The 20,795-nt window shown below is 73.8% G+C and carries 17 protein-coding genes and 1 pseudogene; 12 read left to right on the top strand and 6 right to left on the bottom strand.

Annotation, left to right across the window (positions count from 1 at the left end; genetic code table 11):
* The first annotated feature begins 23 nt into the window (after positions 1 to 23).
* Positions 24 to 950: an NTP transferase domain-containing protein gene (locus E4U92_RS02200; RefSeq protein WP_137298513.1), complete on the top strand. Its 927-nt coding sequence runs from the start codon at positions 24 to 26 to the stop codon at positions 948 to 950.
* Entirely contained in the window at positions 947 to 2,323 is a 1,377-nt protein-coding gene (locus tag E4U92_RS02205) for a molybdopterin molybdotransferase MoeA (protein ID WP_137298514.1), read from the top strand. The genes E4U92_RS02200 and E4U92_RS02205 overlap by 4 nt, the downstream gene beginning before the upstream one ends.
* Positions 2,324 to 2,330: 7 nt before the next feature.
* On the opposite strand, the gene E4U92_RS02210 is transcribed toward E4U92_RS02205, so the two are convergent.
* The gene (locus E4U92_RS02210) at positions 2,331 to 3,446 is read right to left on the bottom strand and encodes a potassium channel family protein (protein WP_168725015.1); all 1,116 of its coding nucleotides are present in this window, start codon (positions 3,444 to 3,446) and stop codon (positions 2,331 to 2,333) included.
* 127 nt (positions 3,447 to 3,573) lie between these two features.
* Here E4U92_RS02210 and E4U92_RS02215 point away from each other — a divergent pair.
* Both E4U92_RS02215 and E4U92_RS02220 read left to right on the top strand, forming a co-directional pair.
* Positions 3,574 to 4,227 (top strand): annotated as a pseudogene (locus E4U92_RS02215) (potassium channel family protein); the annotation flags it as partial.
* Positions 4,228 to 4,341: 114 nt separating this feature from the next.
* Complete coding sequence (locus tag E4U92_RS02220) at positions 4,342 to 5,328, top strand: NAD(P)H-quinone oxidoreductase (protein WP_137298516.1); 987 nt, start codon at positions 4,342 to 4,344, stop codon at positions 5,326 to 5,328.
* Between the two features lie 20 nt (positions 5,329 to 5,348).
* On the opposite strand, the gene E4U92_RS02225 is transcribed toward E4U92_RS02220, so the two are convergent.
* A complete protein-coding gene (locus E4U92_RS02225) occupies positions 5,349 to 6,101 on the bottom strand; it encodes a hypothetical protein (protein WP_137298517.1) in 753 nt (250 codons plus the stop codon).
* Positions 6,102 to 6,269: 168 nt separating this feature from the next.
* Here E4U92_RS02225 and E4U92_RS02230 point away from each other — a divergent pair, with 168 nt between their 5' ends.
* The gene (locus E4U92_RS02230; RefSeq protein ID WP_137298518.1) at positions 6,270 to 6,815 is read left to right on the top strand and encodes a bacterial proteasome activator family protein; all 546 of its coding nucleotides are present in this window, start codon (positions 6,270 to 6,272) and stop codon (positions 6,813 to 6,815) included.
* 104 nt (positions 6,816 to 6,919) lie between these two features.
* On the opposite strand, the gene E4U92_RS02235 is transcribed toward E4U92_RS02230, so the two are convergent.
* A complete protein-coding gene (locus tag E4U92_RS02235) occupies positions 6,920 to 8,560 on the bottom strand; it encodes a Stk1 family PASTA domain-containing Ser/Thr kinase (protein ID WP_137298519.1) in 1,641 nt (546 codons plus the stop codon).
* 373 nt (positions 8,561 to 8,933) lie between these two features.
* On the opposite strand from E4U92_RS02235, the gene E4U92_RS02240 reads away from it, so the two are divergent.
* The 4 genes from E4U92_RS02240 (at position 8,934) to E4U92_RS02255 (ending at position 14,722) form a co-directional block, all read left to right on the top strand.
* Positions 8,934 to 10,556, top strand: a complete 1,623-nt coding sequence (locus E4U92_RS02240; RefSeq protein WP_137298520.1) for a protein kinase domain-containing protein — start codon at positions 8,934 to 8,936, stop codon at positions 10,554 to 10,556.
* Between the two features lie 483 nt (positions 10,557 to 11,039).
* Positions 11,040 to 12,257, top strand: coding sequence for a pyruvate dehydrogenase (acetyl-transferring) E1 component subunit alpha (gene pdhA, locus E4U92_RS02245; RefSeq protein WP_137298521.1), 1,218 nt, complete (start codon positions 11,040 to 11,042; stop codon positions 12,255 to 12,257).
* Between the two features lies 1 nt (position 12,258).
* Complete coding sequence (locus E4U92_RS02250) at positions 12,259 to 13,251, top strand: alpha-ketoacid dehydrogenase subunit beta (protein ID WP_137298522.1); 993 nt, start codon at positions 12,259 to 12,261, stop codon at positions 13,249 to 13,251.
* 10 nt (positions 13,252 to 13,261) lie between these two features.
* Entirely contained in the window at positions 13,262 to 14,722 is a 1,461-nt protein-coding gene (locus tag E4U92_RS02255; RefSeq protein ID WP_137298523.1) for a dihydrolipoamide acetyltransferase family protein, read from the top strand.
* A gap of 121 nt (positions 14,723 to 14,843) precedes the next feature.
* On the opposite strand, the gene E4U92_RS02260 is transcribed toward E4U92_RS02255, so the two are convergent.
* Positions 14,844 to 15,746 carry a D-alanyl-D-alanine carboxypeptidase family protein gene (locus E4U92_RS02260; RefSeq protein ID WP_174863647.1) on the bottom strand — a complete coding sequence of 301 codons (903 nt, stop codon included), beginning with the start codon at positions 15,744 to 15,746 and terminating at the stop codon, positions 14,844 to 14,846.
* A 222-nt stretch (positions 15,747 to 15,968) separates the two neighbouring features.
* On the opposite strand from E4U92_RS02260, the gene E4U92_RS02265 reads away from it, so the two are divergent.
* Both E4U92_RS02265 and E4U92_RS02270 read left to right on the top strand, forming a co-directional pair.
* On the top strand, positions 15,969 to 16,667 hold the full coding sequence (locus tag E4U92_RS02265; protein ID WP_168725016.1) for a GntR family transcriptional regulator: 699 nt from the start codon (positions 15,969 to 15,971) through the stop codon (positions 16,665 to 16,667).
* Positions 16,664 to 17,968 carry an MFS transporter gene (locus E4U92_RS02270; RefSeq protein WP_137298525.1) on the top strand — a complete coding sequence of 435 codons (1,305 nt, stop codon included), beginning with the start codon at positions 16,664 to 16,666 and terminating at the stop codon, positions 17,966 to 17,968. Before E4U92_RS02265 ends, E4U92_RS02270 begins: the two co-directional genes overlap by 4 nt.
* Positions 17,969 to 17,976: 8 nt before the next feature.
* Here the strand turns inward: E4U92_RS02270 and E4U92_RS02275 are convergent, their stop codons facing one another.
* Entirely contained in the window at positions 17,977 to 18,834 is an 858-nt protein-coding gene (locus E4U92_RS02275; RefSeq protein WP_137298526.1) for an SAM-dependent methyltransferase, read from the bottom strand.
* A 109-nt stretch (positions 18,835 to 18,943) separates the two neighbouring features.
* Positions 18,944 to 19,768 carry a maleylpyruvate isomerase family mycothiol-dependent enzyme gene (locus E4U92_RS02280; RefSeq protein WP_137298527.1) on the bottom strand — a complete coding sequence of 275 codons (825 nt, stop codon included), beginning with the start codon at positions 19,766 to 19,768 and terminating at the stop codon, positions 18,944 to 18,946.
* 214 nt (positions 19,769 to 19,982) lie between these two features.
* Between E4U92_RS02280 and E4U92_RS02285 the strand changes: the two genes are divergently transcribed.
* The gene (locus E4U92_RS02285; RefSeq protein ID WP_137298528.1) at positions 19,983 to 20,783 is read left to right on the top strand and encodes a carbon-nitrogen family hydrolase; all 801 of its coding nucleotides are present in this window, start codon (positions 19,983 to 19,985) and stop codon (positions 20,781 to 20,783) included.
* Positions 20,784 to 20,795: the final 12 nt, after the last annotated feature.

Here is a 20,795-nt window from a genome sequence, read left to right on the forward strand (position 1 = left end):
GCGTCGGCCCGCATACTCGGGGGATGACCCCGGACGAGCCCGACGACCCCCGCGTCCACGACCCGTGCGCCTACGACGCCGTCGTCCTCGCGGGCGGCGGTGCGCGACGGCTCGGCGGGGCGGACAAGCCGGGGCTGCGCGTCGGCGGCCGGGCCCTGCTGGACCGGGTGCTCGCCGCCTGCGCCGACGCCCGCACCACGGTCGTCGTCGCCGACCCGCGCCCCACCGTCCGCCCGGTGACGTGGGCCCGCGAGGACCCGCCCGGCGCGGGCCCGGTCGCCGCGCTGGACGCCGGTCTGCGCCGCACCGGCGCCGACCGGGTCGTCGTCCTCTCCGCCGACCTGCCCTTCCTCGGGCCCGGCACGGTACGACGGCTGCTGTCCGCCCTGCGCTCCGGCGGCACCGACGCCGCCCTGCTCACCGACGCCGACGGCCGTGAGCAGCCCCTCGTCGCCGCCTACTCCGCGGCGGCGCTGCGCCGGGGACTCGCCTCGCTCGGCGACGCGCACGGCGACCTCACCGGGCTGCCGCTGCGCCGGCTGACCGCCGCACTCGACCTCACCCGCGTCCCCGACCCCGTCGCGTCGTTCGACTGCGACACCTGGGACGACCTCGCCGCCGCCAGGGCACGCATCAGGGAGCATGGCCACGTGTTGGATGAATGGATTTCCGCAGTCAAGGACGAACTGGGCCTCGACCTGGACGTCGACACCGGCGTCCTGCTCGACCTCGCCCGGGACGCCGCCCACGGGGTGGCCCGTCCCGCCGCCCCCCTGACCACCTTCCTCGTCGGCTACGCCGCGGGGCGCGCCGGCGACGACCCGGAGGCCGTGGCGCACGCCGCCCGCAAGGCCGCCGCGCTCGCCCAGCGCTGGGCCGCCGAGGACGCCGCCGGTCAGCCCGACGTGGCACCCGACGCCACCCCGGACACCCGGCCGGACGCCGGATGACCGCCCGGGGCACCCGGGAGGACCGGGACGCCGACGACCTCGACGTCGAGGAGGCGCTCGCCCTCGTGAACGACGGCAACGGCTTCGACCGCGGCTCCCCCCGCGTCCCGGCCACCGCTCCGGCCCAGGGCCACGGGGGCCGCCCGGGCCGTGCGCACGACACTCCGCACCGGGCCACGCCCTGGCCGGAGGCCCGGTCGGTCGCCGCCCGGGCCGGCCGCGCCGCCGGGGCCCGCCGCACCCCCGTGTCGGTGAGCCTGGACGCCGCGCTCGGTCTCGTCCTCGCCGCTCCCCTGACCGCCCTGACCGACCTGCCCTCCTTCGACACCTCGGCCATGGACGGCTGGGCGGTCGCCGGCCCCGGCCCCTGGGACGTCCGCGACGAGGGCGTGCTGGCCGGACAGGCCGGGCCCGACACCCTCACCGACGGCGAGGCCGTCCGCATCGCCACCGGTGCCAGGATCCCGGCGGACACCACCGCCGTCCTGCGCAACGAGCACGGCCGCCTCGACGAGAAGGGGCGGCTGCACGCCTCCCCGGAGCCGTCCCCCGGCCAGGACATCCGCCCGCGCGGCCAGGAGTGCCGCAAAGGCGACCAGTTGCTGCCCGGCGGAGCGGTCATCACCCCGGCCGTGCTCGGTCTCGCGGCGGCCGCCGGGTACGACACGCTGGCCGCCGTGCCCCGGCCGCGGGCCGAGGTGCTGGTCCTCGGCGACGAACTGCTCACCGAGGGCCGCCCGCACGACGGCCTGATCCGCGACGCCCTCGGCCCGATGCTGCCGCCGTGGCTGCGCGCGCTGGGCGCCGAGGTCGTGGCCGTGCGCCGGCTGGGCGACGACGCCAAGGCCCTGCAGCGGGCCGTCACCTCCTCGACGGCCGACCTGGTCGTCACCACCGGGGGCACCGCCGGGGGACCGGTCGACCACGTCCACCCCGTCCTGCGCCGCCTGGAGGCGGACCTGCTCGTCGACGGGGTGACGGTGCGCCCCGGCCACCCCATGCTGCTGGCGCGCCTCACGGACGGCCGCCACCTGGTCGGCCTGCCCGGCAACCCGCTCGCGGCCGTTTCCGGCCTGCTCACGCTCGCCGAGCCGCTGCTGGGCGCGCTGGCCACCCGCCCGGCCCCCGAGCCGTACACGCTGCCCCTGCGGGACGCCGTGCACGGCCATCCGTACGACACCCGGCTGATCCCGGTCGTGCTGCGCGGCGACGCGGCGGTGCCGCTGCACTACAACGGCCCCGCGATGCTGCGCGGCATCGCGGCCGCCGACGCCCTGGCCGTCGTCCCCCCGGGCGGAGCGCGGGCCGGTCAGGAGACGGAACTGCTCGACCTGCCCTGGGCGGCGGCCGGGATCGGGGCGTGTTTCACGTGAAACACGCTCAGACCGCCTCGGTCTGCACCGGACGGCTGACCGTGATCACCCGGTCCCCGGCGCGGAGCACGTCCAGCCGGGGGTCGGCGTAGTTCAGCAGGTCCTTGCCCCGTATCACCGCCACCACCAGGTCGGCGCAGGCACGGGGACTGCGGCCGGCCTCCGCGGCCGTGACGGGCCGCTCGATGAGGTCCAGGCCGCTGCCGAGGGTCATCAGGTCCTCCAGCGTCCCGGCCACGACCGGGCTGACCATGGCGACCCCGAGCAGCCGGCCCGCGGAGCTGGAACTGGTGATGACGGTGTCGGCGCCGGACTGCTTGAGCAGGGGCACGTTCTCGTCCTCGCGGGCGGCGACGACGATCGTGGCCCGCCGGTTGAGCTGGCGGGCGGTCAGGCTGACCAGGGCGCCGGTGTCGTCGCGCTGGGGAGCGACGATCACCCGGGCCGCGGTGCGCACCTCGGCCCTCATCAGGGTCTCGGAACGGGTGGCGTCGCCGGTGACGGCGACGAGGCCGTTGTCGCCGGCCATGTCGGCCACCTTGCGCTGGGCGTCCACCACGACGATGCGTTCCTTGGGGACGCCCTGCCCGACCAGGGTCTCCACCGCGTGCCGGCCCTTGGTGCCGTAGCCGACCACGATCACGTGGTCGCGGATGCGGGAGCGCCAGCGGTGGATGCGGACCTGCTGGCGGGTGCGCTCGGTCAGCACCTCCAGGGTGGTGCCGACCAGGATGATCAGGAACAGCACGCGCAGCGGTGTGATCACCAGGATGTTGACCAGCCGCGCCGAGTCGCTGACCGGGGTGATGTCGCCGTAGCCGGTCGTGGAGAGGGTGACGGTGGCGTAGTAGGCCGAGTCGAGGAGGTCCACGCCGTCGTCGGCGTTGTCGTGGTAGCCGCCGCTGTCGAGGTAGACGATCAGGGTGGTGACCGCCAGCACGACCAGGGCCAGGGCGAGGCGCTGGAGCACCTGCTGCAGGGGCGGCCGGGCGGTGTGCACCGGCATGGTGAGCGAGCGGCTGGCCTCGGCGTCGTCCCGGGCGTCGCTGCGCGAGCGGTACCAGAGGGACTTCAGCAGGGAGAGCCTCCCCGGATCGCCCGGCCGGCTCCGGTGGTCCTTCATCGTGCTCCCCCTGTCATCGCGTGCCCCCTGTGGTGCGAACCGATCGATGGGCACCATGGTCGCGGGCCGCGTCGCCGACGTCAGGCCGCCACACGAGCCCACCCACAGGTTTCGCCGATCGTTCCGGAGGCTTCCCTTGCGCGACCACACCGTCGTCGTCGGTTTCGGCACGAAAGGGCGGTCCGCGATCCGGGCCGCCTGCGCCAACGGGCTGCGCAAGGACCAGGTCGTGGTGGTCGACCCCAGCGCCAAGGTGGTCGAGGCCGCCGGGGCCGAGGGGTACGAGGGCGTCGTCGGTGACGCCACCCGCAGCGACGTGCTGCGCCGGGCGGAGGTGCAGCGGGCGGGGCGCGTCATCATCGCCACCCAGCGCGACGACACCGCCGTCCTGGTGACGCTCACCGCCCGCCAGCTCAACCGCGAGGCGAAGATCGTCGCCGCGGTGCGGGAGGAGGAGAACGCGCCCCTGCTGCGCCAGTCCGGCGCCGACGAGGTCATCACCAGCGCGGGAGCGGCCGGGCGGCTGCTGGGCCTGTCGGTGCTGAGCCCGGCGGCCGGCCGGGTGCTGGAGGACCTGCTGCACCAGGGCACCGGTCTGGACATCGTCGAACGCCCGGTCACCAAGGCCGAGACGGGCCGCACCCCGCGCGACACGGACGACCTGGTGGTGAGCGTCGTCCGGGGGCACCGGGTGCTGGCCTACGACGACCCGGACATCGGCGTGCTGGAGCCGACGGACCGGGTGGTCACGATCGTGCGGGTGGAGCCGCGGCACGGCTGATCCGGGGCCGGCCGGCGCGCCGCCCGCGGCCGTACGGCCGGTGCAGCGACGTGATCACGGACCCGGCCTCGCCCGGCCGTCGTACCGCCGGGAAGCGGGGGTAGCGTCCCTTGCATGCATGCGATCACGATTCCCGAACCCGGTGGGCCCGAGGCGCTGGTGTGGGCCGAGGTCCCCGATCCCGTGCCCGGCGAGGGCGAGGTCCTGGTCGAGGTGGTGGCCAGCGCCGTCAACCGCGCCGACATCCTGCAGCGGCAGGGCTTCTACGACCCCCCGCCGGGCGCGTCCCGCTACCCCGGCCTGGAGTGCGCCGGCCGGGTGGCCGCGCTGGGGTCCGGGGTGTCCGGCTGGAGCGTGGGCGACGAGGTGTGCGCGCTGCTGGCGGGCGGCGGCTACGCCGAGAAGGTCGCCGTGCCGGCGGGCCAGTTGCTGCCCGTGCCCAAGGGCGTCGACCTCACCCGCGCCGCGGCCCTGCCGGAGGTGGTCTGCACGGTGTGGTCCAACGTGTTCATGGTGGCCCACCTGCGCCCGGCCGAGACGCTGCTCGTGCACGGCGGTTCCAGCGGCATCGGCACCATGGCGATCCAGCTCGCGAAGGCCGTCGGCGCGCGGGTCGCGGTCACCGCGGGGACGCGGGCCAAGCTCGAGCGGTGCGCCGAGCTCGGTGCGGACATCCTGATCAATTACCGCGAGCAGGACTTCGTCGAGGAGGTGAAGAAGGCCACCGACGGCGCGGGCGCGGACGTCATCCTCGACAACATGGGCGCCAAGTACCTGGACCGCAACGTGCAGGCGCTGGCCGTCAACGGACGGCTGGCGATCATCGGCATGCAGGGCGGGGCCAAGGGCGAGCTCAACATCGGGGCCCTGCTCGCCAAGCGCGCCGCCGTCAGCGCGACCTCGCTGCGGGCCCGCCCGCTGGAGGAGAAGGCGACGATCGTGGCGGCCGTCCGCGAGCACGTCTGGCCCCTGGTGGACGGCGGTCACGTCCGCCCGGTCGTGGACCGCGAGGTGCCGATGCGGGACGCGTCCGAGGCGCACCGGACCGTCGAGGAGAGCGGCCATGTCGGCAAGGTCCTGCTGGTGACGTCACCGGCCTGACGGTCAGGGCCCGGGCGGGCTCACGGCTCCCAGGTGCGCCGCAGGCGCAGGGCCAGGAACGCGATGCCCAGGCCCAGGCCGATGAGGATCAGCCCGCTGCCCAGCGGGACGATGCGCAGCACCCGCTCGGCGGGCTGCCCGGCCCGGGCCACGGAGCCGGACGCGGTGGAGGGCGTCGCGGCGGGGGACGGGTCGGAGACCTGGCCGGTGCCGTCGCCCGCCAGGTCCTCGCCCGGGTCCTGGTCCTCGCCCGGGTCGGCCACCTGGTCCGGGTCGTCGGCCGCTGCGGCGTCGGCGTTCCCGGCCGGGTCGTCGGAGGCGTGCGCGTCCTCGGCGCGTCCCGGCCGCAGGCGTCCCTCCCCCGCCCGGCTCCCGGCCCGGTCGGGGTCCCGGGGCGCGGCGGACGCGGACCCGGGGCGGTGCCCGCCGTCCGCCCCCGCCGCGGAGGCCGAGGGAGATCCCGGCGGGGACGCGTGTCCGGAGCCGGGCCCGGGGTGGTCCCCGGGTGTCCGGCCGGTTCCCCGGCCGTCGGAGGAGCCTTGCTCAGGACGGCCGTCCGCCTGCTGGTGGCCGCCGCCCGGGTGGGCTCCGGTCCCCGGATCGCCGCCGCCCCCGGAGCCGTGCCCGGCCGTCGCTCCGGGCGCCGTCGCCGCGCCGGCCCCGGCCGAGGGAGTCCCCGGCGCGGCCGACACCGCCGTACCGCCCTCGTGCGCCTCGTGCGGCGTGTCGTACGCGCCGACCGTCCCGCACGTGAGCAGCACCGCCCCTGTCACACACCCCGCACGCCACCATGCCGTCACGGGGACAAGCGTCACATGCAGGGACGAAACCGGCACGTCCGGTGCACCCGTCCGTCCCGTCCGGACGCTCCGGTGGCGCCCGGTCGTCCCCGATGGGGGGCGGCACCGTGGTGAGGCGGGGGCGTGGGGGACAATGGCGGCATGGAGATGCCGAGGAACGAAGGGTCGCCGGAGAACGCCCAGAGGATCCTGGTCGTGGGCCAGGACGGCATGGCGCTCGGCGGCATGGACGCAGACGACGACGCCCGCGAGACCCCGGTGACGGAGCAGGTCGAGCAGCCGGCCAAGGTCATGCGGATCGGCAGCATGATCAAGCAGCTGCTGGAGGAGGTGCGCGCCGCTCCCCTCGACGAGGCGAGCCGCGCCCGTCTCAAGGAGATCCACGCCAGCTCCGTGAAGGAGCTGGAGGACGGCCTCGCACCGGAACTCGTCGAGGAGCTGGAGCGGCTCTCCCTGCCGTTCAACGAGGAGGCGACGCCCTCGGACGCGGAACTGCGGATCGCGCAGGCCCAGTTGGTGGGCTGGCTGGAGGGCCTGTTCCACGGCATCCAGACCACGCTGTTCGCCCAGCAGATGGCCGCGCGGGCCCAGTTGGAGCAGATGCGCCGGGCGCTGCCGCCGGGAGCGGTACCGGAGGGCGGGGACGACCCGCGCGCGGGCGGCCGTTCCGGCGGCCCGTACCTCTAGCCGCACACCCACCACACGACCACACACGAGGGGCCCGGCGGTGTCGCCGGGCCCCTTCTTCTTGCCTTCTTGTTCTTCCTGCTCGTGTGCCGTCGACCGGCGGTTCAGGACGCCGGGTTGCCCGTGGACACCTTCAGCTCGATCTGCGGGGGGTTCTTCGGGTCGACGTCCGTGCCCGCGGAGGGGAACTGGTCCATGACGGTGCCGTCGCCGTAGGTGTTCTCGTCGACGGGCGTGATCTTCCACGTCCAGCCGGCGGCCTGGAAGCACTCCTTGACCGACTTGACGTACTTGAACTTGAAGCTCGGCACCCGGATCTTGCTGGGGTCGTTGTACGACTCCTCCGGCTCCTTGCACTCGCTCGCGTCGATCGTCTTGGACGTGTCCGGCCCGCGGTACCCCGACGCGTGCGAGGCCGTGGCGGACGCCGAGGCGCTGCCGCCGCCGCCGCGGCCGCCGCCCCTGTCGTCGTCGCCGCCCGCGTTCGCCACGAGCGCGGCGATCAGCGCGCCGACCGCCACCACCGCGACGATCACCGAGCCGATGATCACCGGCCGGTTGCTCTTCCCGCCGCCCCCGGAGGACGCCGGGGCCGGGTGCTGCGGGGTGAGGTTGTAGGTGGGCTGCTGGGCGCCGTAGGACGCGGGCGCCTGGTAGCCGCCCTGCTGCGGGTAGCCGTACGACGGCGCGGGCGTCGAGGGCTGCGGCGTGCCGTACGGGTTCGGCGCGGGGGTCTGCGGCTGGTACGGCGTGTGCACGGCGCCCACCGGCGGGGTGCCCTGGCCGACCGGCGGGAACACCGCGGAGCCGACGCCCGAGCCGCTCTGCGTCGGCGCTCCCGGGACGATGCTCGGCGGGGCGGCCTGGAAGGAGGCGGCGACCCGCAGGCACTCGTCGCGCATGGCGACGGCGGTGGGGAAGCGTTCGTTGGGGTTCTTCTTCAGCGCGCGGGCGACCAGCGCGTCCACGGCCGGGGGCAGCGCGCGGTTGATCGAGGAGGGCGCGACGGGCTCCTCCTGCACGTGCGCGTACGCGATCGCGAGCGGTGAATCGGCGTCGAACGGCAGCCGCCCGGTCACGAGCTGGAACAGCATGATGCCGACCGAGTAGAGGTCGGAGCGGGCGTCCACGCCCCGGCCGAGCGCCTGCTCGGGGGAGAGGTACTGCGGGGTGCCGACGACCATGCCGGTCTGGGTCATCGAGGTGACGCCCGACTGCATGGCGCGCGCGATGCCGAAGTCCATCACCTTGACGACGCCGCGCTTGGTCATCATCACGTTGCCCGGCTTGATGTCGCGGTGCACCAGCCCCATCTCGTGGCTGATCTCCAGCGCCGCCAGCACGTCGGCAGTGATCTTCAGGGCCTTGTCGGCGGGCATCGCGCCGGCCTGGCGGACGTCCTCGTCGAGGACCGAGCCGAGCGGGCGGCCCTCGACGTACTCCATGACGATGTACGGCGTCGTCATGCCGTCGACGTCGTCCTCGCCGGTGTCGAAGACGGAGACGATGTTGGTGTGGGTGAGCTTCGCCACGGCCTGCGCCTCGCGCCGGAACCGCTCGCGGAAGGCTTGTTCACGGCCGAGCTCGGTGTGCAGCGTCTTGATGGCGACCTGCCGGTCGAGCACGGCGTCGTACGCCAGGTGCACCGAGGCCATGCCGCCCTCGCCGAGCAAGTCGCGCAGCTGGTAACGGCCGCCGGCGAGCGCCCGCCCCGCGTACCGGCCGTGTGCGCCGTCCTGGCTCATCTCTTCGCGTCCCCCATCGGCCTCGCGGCGCCGCCCCGGCCGTCGTCGTCCGCGCCGCCGGCGATGCGCACGGCGCGGGCAATGATCGAAAGTGTCATTACCGGCCAAGTCTGCCCCAGGGCACCGACACGTCAAGCTCGGTGCCCGTTCCGTGACCGTACGCGAAAGAAGCGTCGCGCAAGCGTTACCGCGGGCCCACGTCCGGTGCACAGGATTTGCACGTGGACAGCCGCGGGGGGTTTCATGTCCGGTCCGTCTCGGTCCGGTAACCCCGGACGACCCGGTCCGGCGGCTTGCGCGGAGGCTGTAGCGTGGCCGACGGAGACCGTGACAACACCGCGCGCACCGCGGGCAGAAACGACGGCGAGGACTGATGGCACAGCAGCAGCGCTCTCAGGGCCCGTCCGACCCCGAGGCGACTGGCGGCGGCATGTCGGACGCGCCGGAGCACTGGGGCAACGGCGGGCTCGTCGGCGACGGCCGGTACCGGCTGACCAGCAGGCTCGGCCGGGGCGGCATGGCCGAGGTGTTCGCGGCGGAGGACGTCCGGCTCGGGCGCACCGTCGCGGTCAAGCTGCTGCGCGCCGACCTCGCCGAGGACCCGGTGTCCAAGGCCCGCTTCACGCGTGAGGCGCAGTCGGTGGCCGGGCTCAACCACCACGCCATCGTCGCCGTGTACGACTCCGGCGAGGACGTGGTGGGCGGCCAGAGCGTGCCGTACATCGTCATGGAGCTGGTCGAGGGGCGCACGATCCGCGACCTGCTGCTCAACGCCGAGGCGCCGGGGCCCGAGCAGGCCCTGATCATCGTCTCCGGCGTGCTGGAGGCGCTGGCCTACTCGCACCAGCACGGCATCGTGCACCGCGACATCAAGCCGGCCAACGTCATCATCACCCACAACGGCGCCGTCAAGGTCATGGACTTCGGCATCGCGCGCGCCCTGCACGGCGCGTCGACGACCATGACGCAGACCGGCATGGTGATGGGCACCCCGCAGTACCTGTCGCCCGAGCAGGCCCTCGGCAAGGCCGTCGACCACCGCTCCGACCTGTACGCGACCGGCTGCCTGCTGTACGAACTCCTCGCGCTGCGCCCGCCGTTCGTCGGCGAGACCCCGCTGTCGGTGGTCTACCAGCACGTGCAGGACATCCCGGCGCCGCCGTCGTCGATCGCGGAGGGCACCTGCCCGCCGGAGCTCGACGGCCTCGTCATGCGCTCCCTGGCCAAGGAACCCGACGACCGGTTCCAGACGGCCGAGGAGATGCGCGGCATGGTGCAGTACGCGCTGCAGATGCTGTACGACCAGGGCGGCCACAGCGGCACCTGGAACACCGGCCCGGTCGACGCCCCGGTGGCCGCCGCGGCCGGAGCCGGGTTCGCGGCCACCGCCGTCATGGCCCACCCCGGCGCCGGCGACGGCACCTCGCAGATCCCCCAGCCGATCCTGCCCGGCGGGTACGGCAACGGCGACGAGGGCGGCTTCGAGGGCCACGGCAACAAGGGTGACGGGCGTGGCAAGCTGTGGGTGCTGGCCGTCCTCGCGGTGATCGCCATCGCCGCGGGCGTGGCCCTCGCGCTGAACAACGCGGGCGGCGACGGGAACAAGGGCGGTACGACCAAGTCGCCGACGACCTCGCCGAGCGCCACCCGGGAGTCGACCAGCCCGTCGCCGACCGACACGTCGAGCGACGAGTCCACCGGCAGCTCCTCCGACAACGACTCGGGCTCGAACTCCGGGTCGCACTACACGCCGTCGTACACGCCCTCCGACACGCCGTCGTACTCGCAGACGAGCGAGCCGAGCGACGACACGTCCTCCGCGCCGTCGGAGGAGCCGAGCGACAACCAGTCGAGCGCCCCGGGCACCACCGGCGGGACGTCCGACGGGGGGACCGGCGACGGGGGGACCGGCGACGGCGGCACCACCACCAGCGGCGGGACGGCCGACGGCGGCGCTGCCGCCGGCCCCGCGGCCGGCGGTACCACCGGGAACTGACCGCCCTCGCCCTCCCTCCGCACGCGCGCGTGGGGCCCGCCGGGCCCGCCACGCGCGCGTGGCGCGTTTCGGCCCCCGGCGTGCCCCCGCCGCGTCCCCTGGCGCACCCCTGGCCCGGGCCCGAGCCTGGTGGAAAACCCGACTTGTCGCGTTTCGTCCGCGGGATCCATCTCACAGAGGACTCTTCCCGTGACCTGGGTGGGCGGGATAACGTGCCGTTGCTCCGGCCTCCTGCAAGGCTGTGACCAGCGTCCTTCCCGGTTCTGCGGATTTACTTGGAAATCCAAGCAAAAACGCAGGTCAGGAGGGGTTTCACAGAAATGTGGAGCACTGGGTAACGTGACTGTTGCAGGGCGCTCGCCGGGGCACCTGTCACGCCTGTTCCCGGCCGAGTGGCACCCACCCCGTGCCCGGATGTCGGAAAACAGGTGAGCCGCACTGGTTCCCGGCAATCCCGGGGGCCGGACCGACGGAGGAGCACACGTGACCGTGGAGAGCACTGCCGCGCGACAGCCGCGACGCAGCGCCGGGAGCAAGGCCGGCACCACCGGCACCAAGGCGGCCGGCACCACCGGCACCAAGCGCACCACCGCTCGCACGACCGCCCGTACGGCGGCCGCCGAGCCCGAGCTCGTCCAGCTGCTCACGCCCGAGGGCGAGCGGGTGAAGAACGCCGAGTACGACCGCTACGTCGACGGCATCACCCCCGAGGAGCTGCGCGGCCTGTACCGCGACATGGTGCTCACCCGCCGCTTCGACGCCGAGGCCACCGCCCTGCAGCGCCAGGGCGAGCTGGGCCTGTGGGCGTCCCTGCTGGGCCAGGAGGCCGCCCAGATCGGCTCCGGCCGCGCCACCCGCGAGGACGACTACGTCTTCCCCACCTACCGCGAGCACGGCGTCGCCTGGTGCCGCGGCGTCGACCCGACGAACCTGCTGGGCATGTTCCGCGGGGTGAACAACGGCGGCTGGGACCCCAACGAGAACAACTTCCACCTCTACACGATCGTCATCGGCTCCCAGGCGCTGCACGCCACGGGCTACGCGATGGGGATCACCAAGGACGGCGCGGACAGCGCGGTGATCGCCTACTTCGGCGACGGCGCCTCCAGCCAGGGCGACGTCAGCGAGGCGTTCAACTTCGCCGCGGTCTACAACGCGCCGGTGGTGTTCTTCTGCCAGAACAACCAGTGGGCGATCTCCGAGTCCAACGAGAAGCAGACCCGCGTGCCGCTCTACCAGCGCGCCCAGGGCTTCGGCTTCCCCGGCGTCCGCGTCGACGGCAACGACGTGCTGGCCTCGCTCGCGGTCACCCGCTGGGCGCTGGAGCGGGCCCGCCGCGGCGAGGGCCCCGCCCTGATCGAGGCGTGGACGTACCGCATGGGCGCCCACACCACCTCCGACGACCCCACCCGCTACCGGCACGACGACGAGCGCGTGGCCTGGGAGGCCAAGGACCCGATCCTGCGCCTGCGCCGGTACCTGGAGTCCGCACACCACACGGACGAGGGATTCTTCGCGGAACTCGAGACCGAGTCCGAGGCGTTGGGCAGGCGAGTGCGCGAAGCGGTCCGCGCCATGCAGGACCCGGACCACTTCGCCATCTTCGAGAACGTGTACGCGGACGGGCACGCGCTCGTCGACGAGGAGCGCGCCCAGTTCGCCGCCTACCAGGCGTCGTTCGCGGACGTCGAGGGGGTCTGACATGGCAGCGGACGTGACAGCGAAGAACCTGCCCCTGGCCAAGGCGATCAACGAGTCGCTGCGCCGTGCCCTGGAGGAGGACCCCAAGGTCCTCGTCATGGGTGAGGACGTCGGCAAGCTCGGCGGCGTCTTCCGGGTGACCGACGGCCTGCAGAAGGACTTCGGCGAGGACCGCGTCATCGACACCCCGCTCGCCGAGTCGGGCATCGTCGGCACCGCGATCGGCCTCGCGCTGCGCGGCTACCGGCCGGTGGTGGAGATCCAGTTCGACGGCTTCGTCTTCCCGGCCTACGACCAGATCGTCACGCAGCTCGCGAAGATGCACGCGCGCTCGCTGGGCAAGGTCAAGCTCCCGGTCGTCGTGCGCATCCCCTACGGCGGCGGCATCGGCGCGGTCGAGCACCACTCGGAGTCCCCCGAGTCGCTCTTCGCGCACGTGTCCGGCCTGAAGGTGGTCAGCCCGTCGAACGCGTCGGACGCCTACTGGATGATGCAGCAGGCCATCCAGAGCGACGACCCGGTGATCTACTTCGAGCCCAAGCGGCGCTACTGGGACAAGGGCGAGGTCTCCACCGAGGCCATCCCCGGCCCGCTGCACAAGGCGCGCGTGGTGCGCGAGGGCACCGACCTCACGCTCGCCGCGTACGGCCCGATGGTCAAGCTCTGCCAGGAGGTCGCCGACGCGGCCGCCGAGGAGGGCCGGAGCCTGGAGGTCCTCGACCTGCGCTCCATCTCCCCGCTGGACTTCGACACCGTCCAGGCGTCGGTCGAGAAGACCCGCCGGCTGGTCGTGGTGCACGAGGCGCCGGTGTTCTTCGGTTCGGGCGCGGAGATCGCCGCGCGCATCACCGAGCGCTGCTTCTACCACCTGGAGGCCCCGGTGCTCCGGGTCGGCGGCTACCACGCCCCGTACCCGCCGGCGCGCCTGGAGGAGGAGTACCTGCCGGGCCTGGACCGGGTGCTCGACGCCGTCGACCGTGCCCTGGCGTACTGAGGAGAGGGTCGTGACGACGATGACCGAAGCGTCCGTGCGTGAGTTCAAGATGCCCGACGTGGGCGAGGGACTCACCGAGGCCGAGATCCTCAAGTGGTACGTCCAGCCCGGTGACACCGTCACCGACGGCCAGGTGGTGTGCGAGGTCGAGACCGCCAAGGCGGCCGTCGAGCTGCCCATCCCCTACGACGGCGTGGTGCGCGAGCTGCGCTTCCCCGAGGGCACCACGGTGGACGTGGGCACGCCGATCATCACGGTGGACGTCTCCGGCGGCGCCGCGCCGGCCGAGGCGGCCCCCGTGGCGGAGGCTCCCGCCGCGGCCGCTCCCGCGGCGCAGGAGGAGGCCAAGTCCGTCGGGTCCGGCCGCCAGCCGGTCCTCGTCGGCTACGGCGTGGCCACCACCTCCACCAAGCGCCGCCCCCGCAAGGGCCCCGAGACGCCCGCCACCGAGGCCCCGGCTGTCCCGGCGGCACCGGCGAACCCGGCGGCCCAGGCGCTGCAGTCCGAGCTGAACGGCCACGGGGGCGCCTCCGCGGCCGTCGACCGGCCCCGCCCGCTGGCCAAGCCGCCGGTGCGCAAGCTGGCCAAGGACCTGGGCGTCGACCTGGCGGCGATCACCCCGACCGGCCCCGACGGGATCATCACCCGCGAGGACGTCCACGCGGCGGCGGCCCCGCCGCAGGCCCCCGCGCCCGTGGAGCAGGCCGCGCCCGCCCCGGCGGCCCGCCCCGCCACCGTCGCGGCCCCGGCCCCGGCGTCGTACGACGGGGCGCGCGAGACCCGTATCCCGGTCAAGGGCGTGCGCAAGGCCACCGCGCAGGCGATGGTCGGCTCGGCGTTCACGGCGCCGCACGTCACGGAGTTCGTGACGGTCGACGTCACGCGCACGATGAAGCTCGTCGACGAGCTCAAGCAGGACAAGGACCTGCAGGGCCTGCGGGTGAACCCGCTCCTGCTGATCGCCAAGGCCCTGCTGGTCGCCGTCAAGCGCAACCCGGGGATCAACGCCTCCTGGGACGAGGCCGCGCAGGAGATCGTCCTCAAGCACTACGTGAACCTGGGCATCGCGGCGGCCACCCCGCGCGGGCTGATCGTGCCGAACATCAAGGACGCGCACGACAAGACGCTGCCGCAGCTCGCCGAGGCGCTGGGCGAGCTGGTGGCGACCGCGCGCGAGGGCAAGACCTCGCCGGTGGCGATGCAGGGCGGCACGCTCACCATCACCAACGTCGGCGTCTTCGGCGTCGACACCGGCACGCCGATCCTCAACCCCGGCGAGTCCGCGATCCTCGCGGTCGGCGCGATCAAGCTCCAGCCGTGGGTCCACAAGGGCAAGGTGAAGCCCCGTCAGGTCACCACGCTGGCGCTGAGCTTCGACCACCGCCTGGTCGACGGCGAGCTGGGCTCCAAGGTGCTGGCGGACGTGGCGGCGATCCTGGAGCAGCCCAAGCGGCTCATCACCTGGGCCTGACGGCCCGGCGCGCACACCGCGCGCGGAAAAGCGATCGGGCCCGCCGTGTGGATCACGGCGGGCCCGAGGGCTAGGGGGGTGTCTTGTCGATCAGGCCGGGCTCCCGGTGCGTACGTGCGACTCAGCCCAGCCGGGCGAAGCCGTAGTTCAGCAGACGCGTGGCGTCGGTGGCGCGCTGGGTGGTCGACGTGGAGGCGAGGACCGTGCCGACGACGGTCTTGCCGCCGCGGGTCGCGGCGAAGACCAGGCAGTACTTCGCCTCGGGGCCGGAGCCCGTCTTCACGCCGATGGTGCCGCTGTAGCTGCTGAGCAGCGTGTTGGTGTTGGTCCAGGTGCCCATGGTGCGGGTCGAACCGGTCCGGGTGATCGTCTTGGCCGTGTACGCCTTTGTCTTGACGATCGCGCGGAAGTTCGCGCTCTTCAGCGCGTTGCTGGCCAGCTTGGTCAGGTCCTTGGCGGTGGAGTAGTTGGACCCGTTGCCGATGCCGTCGAAGGAGTCGAAGTGGGTGCTGGTCATGCCCAGCGACCGGGCGGTGGTGTTCATCTTGCCGATGAAGCTCTTCACCCGCGCGGCCCGCGTCGTGCCGCTGCCGAACTTGTCGGCGAGGGCGTAGGCGGCGTCGCAGCCCGACGGCAGCATCAGCCCGTACAGAAGCTGACGCACGGTCACCTTGTCGCCCACGATGAGGCGGGCCGACGAGGCGTTGTTGGCGACGATGTAGTCGCTGTAGGCCTTCTGGATGGTGACCTTGGCGTCCAGGTTCAGGTTCGGCTGCGAGAGCACGACCTTGGCGGTCATGATCTTGGTGGTGGAGCCGGTGGAGAGCTTGGTGGTGGCGCCCTTCGCGTACAGCTGCGCACCGTTCGCGTTGTTCATCACGAAGCCGGCCTTGGCGGCGATGGTGGGCGTGGAGACGGCCTGCGCAGGCGCCGCGGTGAGGGCAACGGTCGCGAACATCGCGCCGGTCGTCACGGCGACGGCTGCGGCTCGGCGGACTCGGATGCCCTGGGTTGCGGTTATCAACTGAAATACCCCGATTACGTCGAATGCCCCTGATGTGCGGCCGAGTTGAAAGGGGAAAGAAGGTGGGGCCGCACGTACGAGACACGTAAGTAGCACAGATGGTTGTGCGCCCGCTGGGAGGAATCTCCGCCGTCACCGGTCCGGGGGACGCCGCGGGCCGCCCCGGGTCCGCATGGTGGACGGGCGTACCGCATGCGTACGTGTTGTATCTATCCTGTCGGCATGCCTTCCGCCCCAGCCGTGCCCACCCGCACCCCGACCCCGCGCCCGAGCGCACCCCGGGGCAAGCAGCCCCCCGCCGCCGACCGCGTCTACACCCACGTCAAGCAGGGCGTCCTGGACCGCCGGTACGAGGGCGGCACGCTGCTCACCGAGGGCGAGCTGGCCGGGGCCGTCGGCGTGTCGCGCACCCCCGTCCGGGAGGCCCTGCTGCGCCTGGAGGCCGAGGGGCTGCTCAGGCTCTACCCGAAGAAGGGCGCCCTGGTCCTGCCGGTCTCCGCCCAGGAGATCGCGGACGTGGTGGAGACCCGGCTGCTCGTCGAGGAGCACGCGGCGCGCAAGGCCGTCCCCGCCCCGGCCGGGCTCCTGGAGCGCCTGGAGGAACTGCTGGCCCGCCAGCGCGAGCAGGCCGCCGCCGGTGACCTGGCGGGGGCCGCCGTCACCGACCGCTGCTTCCACGCCGAGATCGTCCGCAGCGGGGGCAACGAGATCCTCTCCCGCCTCTACGACCAGCTCCGCGACCGCCAGCTCCGGATGGGCGTGGCGATCATGCACTCCCACCCCGACCGCGTCGCCAAGACGCTCGCCGAGCACCAGGAGATCCTGGAGGCGCTGCGCTCCGGGGACGCCGAGGCGGCGGTCGGCGTCGTGCACCGGCACGTGGGCTGGTTCTCACACCTGGCCCGGGGTGAGGTCCGGTGAGCACCCCGCGCAACTCCACCCTTCCGGGTGACCCGCCCGGCGGCCGGCGCGCGGTCACCGTCTGGGTGATCGGCGTCTCCGTCTACTTCGTCGCCGTCATCTTCCGCACGTCGCTCGGGGTGGCCGGCCTCGACGCCGCCGACCGCTTCCACGTGAACGCCTCGGCCCTGTCGACGTTCTCCATCCTCCAGTTGCTGGTCTACGCGGGCATGCAGATACCCGTCGGCCTGCTGGTGGACCGGCTCGGCACCAAGCGGGTGCTGGCCATCGGGGTCGTGCTGTTCACGGCCGGGCAGCTCGGCTTCGCGTTCTCCCCGTCGTACGGCACCGCGCTCGCCTCGCGGGCGCTGCTGGGCTGCGGCGACGCCATGACGTTCATCAGCGTGCTGCGGCTGGGCACGCGCTGGTTCCCGGCCCGGCGCGGGCCGCTGATCGCCCAGCTCGCCGGACTCGCCGGGATGGCGGGCAACCTGGTCTCCACGCTCGTCCTGGCCCGTCTGCTGCACGGCGTCGGCTGGACCGCGGCGTTCGCGGGCAGCGCGCTCGCCGGCGTGGTCGTGTTCGTCCTGCTGCTGCTGTTCCTGAAGGACCACCCGGAGGGGCACGCCCCCGAGCCGTTCCCGCACCAGGGCGCGGCCTACGTGCGCCGGCAGATCGCCGCCTCCTGGCGGGAGCCGGGGACCCGGCTGGGGCTGTGGGTGCACTTCACCACCCAGTTCCCGGCGATGGTGTTCCTGCTGCTGTGGGGCCTGCCGTTCCTGGTCGAGGCGCAGGGGCTGTCGCGCGCCACCGCGGGCGGCCTGCTCACCCTGGTCGTGCTGTCCAACATGCTCGTCGGACTGGTCTACGGCCAGATCATCGCCCGGCACCACGAGGCACGGCTCCCGCTCGCGCTCGGCACGGTCGCGGCGACCGCCGCGCTGTGGGCGGCCACGCTGCTCTACCCGGCCGACCACGCCCCGATGTGGCTGCTGGTGGTCCTGTGCGCGGTGCTGGGCGCCTGCGGCCCGGCGTCGATGATCGGCTTCGACTTCGCGCGTCCGGCCAACCCGCCCGAGCGCCAGGGCACCGCGTCCGGCATCACCAACATGGGCGGTTTCGTCGCCTCCATGACGACGCTGTTCGCGATCGGCGTGCTGCTGGACGCCACCGGCGACGACTACACCGTCGCGTTCTCCGCCGTGTTCGTCCTGCAGGCCCTCGGCGTCACCCAGATCCTGCGCCTGCGCCGCCGGGCGGCCCGCCGCGAGCGGGAGCGGCTGGTGGCCAGCCGGGTGGAGACGGTGCACGTCCCCGCCTGAGGCTCCCGTCAGGGCGAGGCGGGGGCGCGCGTCACCGGCACGAGCGTGAGGTACGCGAGCCCCAGGACGCCCCGGTAGTGCATCCACTGGTGCCGGTGGCGGTCCAGGCGCTCGCGCGTCGCGGCGGCCAGCGGGTGGCCGGGGTGGGTGGCCAGCCAGACCTCCGTGTCCGCCTGGTAGCCCGACTCGAACGCCTCCCACTCGCCGCGGTCCGCCGTCTCCACCCACTCGGGGCGGAACCCGGCCCCCACGGCCAGGTCGAGCAGCCGCGACAGGTCGTGGTGGTCGCCGGCCGAGGCGCCGGGCCACATCCCGGCCAGCTCCCGCTCGGTCGGCGGGCGCTCCCAGAACCCCTCGCCGAGCAGCACCCGCCCGCCGTCGGCGACCAGCCGCCGCAGCTCGCCCAGCGCCTCGCCCAGGTGCGCGGGCGGCCGCCGCGCGCTGAGCGCCTGACTGGCGCCGACGCACAGCACCAGGTCGGCGGGGCCGCGCCGGGTCCCCACGGCGGACTCCTCGACGAACGCCACCCGGTCCGCGAGCCCGCGCTCCCCGGCCGCCCGCCGCCCGCGCCGCAGGTCCTCGCCGTTCAGGTCCACGCCGACGCCGTGCGCCCGCGGTACGGCCTCCAGCACCCGCAGCAGCAACTCCCCCCAGCCGCAGCCCAGGTCGAGCACGGTCCGGGGCGCCCCCGCGGCGAGCCGCCGCACGAGGTCGCCGGCCCGCCGCTCGGACAGGGGCCCGTGGAAGACGAGCCGGCCGAGCCGGGGCGGGGCGTCGGCAGCGTCCGTGGCGGTGGCGTCGGACGCAGGGGCGTCGGATGCGTGGGTGCCAGGTGCGGTGGCGTCGGGCGCGTGGGCGTCGGTCATGGCAGGGCACGCTAGTTTCCGCCGGGCGCCCGGCGACACCGGTTAAACGCCGCGACACCCGGCGGACCGGGCCGGTCCGGCCCCCGCCCGGGCCTGGCTCCCTACGGCGTCACGGCGTCACGGCGAAGTTGCGCAGGATCGCCGTCGTCAGGGCCGTGTCCCCCTCGACCTTCACGCGGTCGGCGACCGCGTCGGGGCCGACCCGACCGCAGGCCAGGCGCACGAAGGTCTCCCAGTCGAGGGAGAAGGACGCGGCGGGGCCGAGGGCGGGCACCGCCTCCACCGTGCCGCGGCCCTGGATGTCGACGCGGACGGTGCGCAGGAACTCCACCGGGCCGTGCACGTCGAAGACGATCGCCGAGCTGCGGGGCGCGTCGGCGCGCTCGGCGACGACCCGGGGCAGCTCGTCGAGGAGCACGTCCCGGGCGACGTACGCGCCGGGGGAGTCGAGGTTGCCGGGCCGGCCGAGGGAGGCGCGCAGGTCCTGCTCGTGCACCCAGATGTTGAACGCATGGGAGCGCATGGACTCTTCGAGGGTCAGCTCGGCGCCGAGCGGGCCGCGCACCTTGGCCCCGGGGTCGCGCGACTCGTTGCGGAGCTGGCGGTTGCGGCGGATGACCATCAGCTCCAGCTCGGACGTCATCTCCGGCGCCGTGTGGTGCCGGCGGACGTCGACCTGCATCTCCATGTACCGCTGGTGCTCGTTGGTGACGTGGAAGAGGTCCCGCGGCAGGGAGTGGATGGGGCGGGGGTCGCCGTACATCTCGCTGTCGAGCCCGATCACGTGCGACACGATGTCGCGCACCGACCAGCCGGGGCAGGGGGTGCGCCGGTTCCAGTCGGCCTCCACCAGGTGCTGCACCAGCTCGGATATCGCTTCGATGGAGTGGGTCCAGGCGTCGGCGTAGGGCTGGAGGGTGGGATGCAGACTCACGGAACGGGACCCCTCGGCGGTCGGTACACGGGCAGGTTGACGGCGGTGCCGGCGGGAAGTGGCTGCTCGGCGGGTGCCTTGAGCCTCCCCCGGCTGTCGGCTGCGCTCCAGCCGCAGTGCCCCCAAGCTACGCTGCTGTGAGGCACCCCGGCAGTGCTTTCGTGTGACGATCGTAGGCCCGTGTGGACGACTCGAATGCCAGGACGGTGGTAGTGTGCGCGCCTCTTTGATCCAGATCGCCGTGGACGAGGGCGAATCGGCCGAGGCCCGGCGGCGGCGGGCGGTCTCGTTGGTCCGTGACCAGGCGGGCGCGGCCGACCTGGTCGTCCTGCCGGAGCTGTGGACGACCGGGGCGTTCGCCTACGAGGCGTTCGCCGCGCAGGCCGAGCCGCTCGACGGACCGACGTACGAGCTGATGGCCAAGGCGGCGAGCGACGCGGGCGTGTGGCTGCACGCGGGCTCGATCCCGGAGCGCGACCCCGAGGGCCCGCTCTACAACACCTCGCTGGTCTTCTCCCCCTCCGGCGACCTGGCCGCCGCCTACCGCAAGATCCACCGGTTCGGCTTCGACCAGGGCGAGGCGGTGCTGATGGGTGCCGGACGCGAGCTGGTGACGGTCCGTCTGCCCGACACCACGCTCGGCGTGGCGACCTGCTACGACCTCCGTTTCCCCGAGCTTTTCCGCGGTCTCGTCGCCCACGGCGCCGAGACCCTGGTCGTCGCGGCGGGCTGGCCGGAGCGCCGCCGGTCGCACTGGACGCTGCTGGCCCGGGCGCGGGCGGTGGAGAACCAGGCGTTCGTGCTCGCGTGCGGAACGGCCGGGACGCACGCCGGAGTTCAGCAGGCGGGCCACTCGGTCGTGGTGGACCCGTGGGGCGAGGTCCTGGCGGAGGCGGGGCCCGGCGAGCAGGTCCTCACCGTGGAGTTCGACCCGGCGCGGGTCGCGGCCACCAGGGACCAGTTCCCCGCCCTGAAGGACAGGGTCCTGGGCCTGGAGCCGCCGACGGGCGCCTGACGCCGGACGGGA

It is taken from the genome of Streptomyces galbus, assembly GCF_005280195.1.
GTDB lineage: Bacteria > Actinomycetota > Actinomycetes > Streptomycetales > Streptomycetaceae > Streptomyces > Streptomyces galbus.

What these genes read in the sequence shown, in the direction of transcription:
- E4U92_RS02240 (WP_137298520.1), top strand. Translation starts at nt 8,934, where the DNA reads ATGGCACAGCAGCAGCGCTCTCAGGGCCCGTCCGACCCCGAGGCGACT.
- E4U92_RS02265 (WP_168725016.1), top strand. Translation starts at nt 15,969, where the DNA reads ATGCCTTCCGCCCCAGCCGTGCCCACCCGCACCCCGACCCCGCGCCCG.
- E4U92_RS02220 (WP_137298516.1), top strand. Translation starts at nt 4,342, where the DNA reads ATGCATGCGATCACGATTCCCGAACCCGGTGGGCCCGAGGCGCTGGTG.
- E4U92_RS02205 (WP_137298514.1), top strand. Translation starts at nt 947, where the DNA reads ATGACCGCCCGGGGCACCCGGGAGGACCGGGACGCCGACGACCTCGAC.
- E4U92_RS02230 (WP_137298518.1), top strand. Translation starts at nt 6,270, where the DNA reads ATGGAGATGCCGAGGAACGAAGGGTCGCCGGAGAACGCCCAGAGGATC.
- E4U92_RS02250 (WP_137298522.1), top strand. Translation starts at nt 12,259, where the DNA reads ATGGCAGCGGACGTGACAGCGAAGAACCTGCCCCTGGCCAAGGCGATC.
- E4U92_RS02200 (WP_137298513.1), top strand. Translation starts at nt 24, where the DNA reads ATGACCCCGGACGAGCCCGACGACCCCCGCGTCCACGACCCGTGCGCC.
- E4U92_RS02210 (WP_168725015.1), bottom strand. Translation starts at nt 3,446, where the DNA reads ATGAAGGACCACCGGAGCCGGCCGGGCGATCCGGGGAGGCTCTCCCTG.
- E4U92_RS02275 (WP_137298526.1), bottom strand. Translation starts at nt 18,834, where the DNA reads ATGACCGACGCCCACGCGCCCGACGCCACCGCACCTGGCACCCACGCA.
- E4U92_RS02235 (WP_137298519.1), bottom strand. Translation starts at nt 8,560, where the DNA reads ATGAGCCAGGACGGCGCACACGGCCGGTACGCGGGGCGGGCGCTCGCC.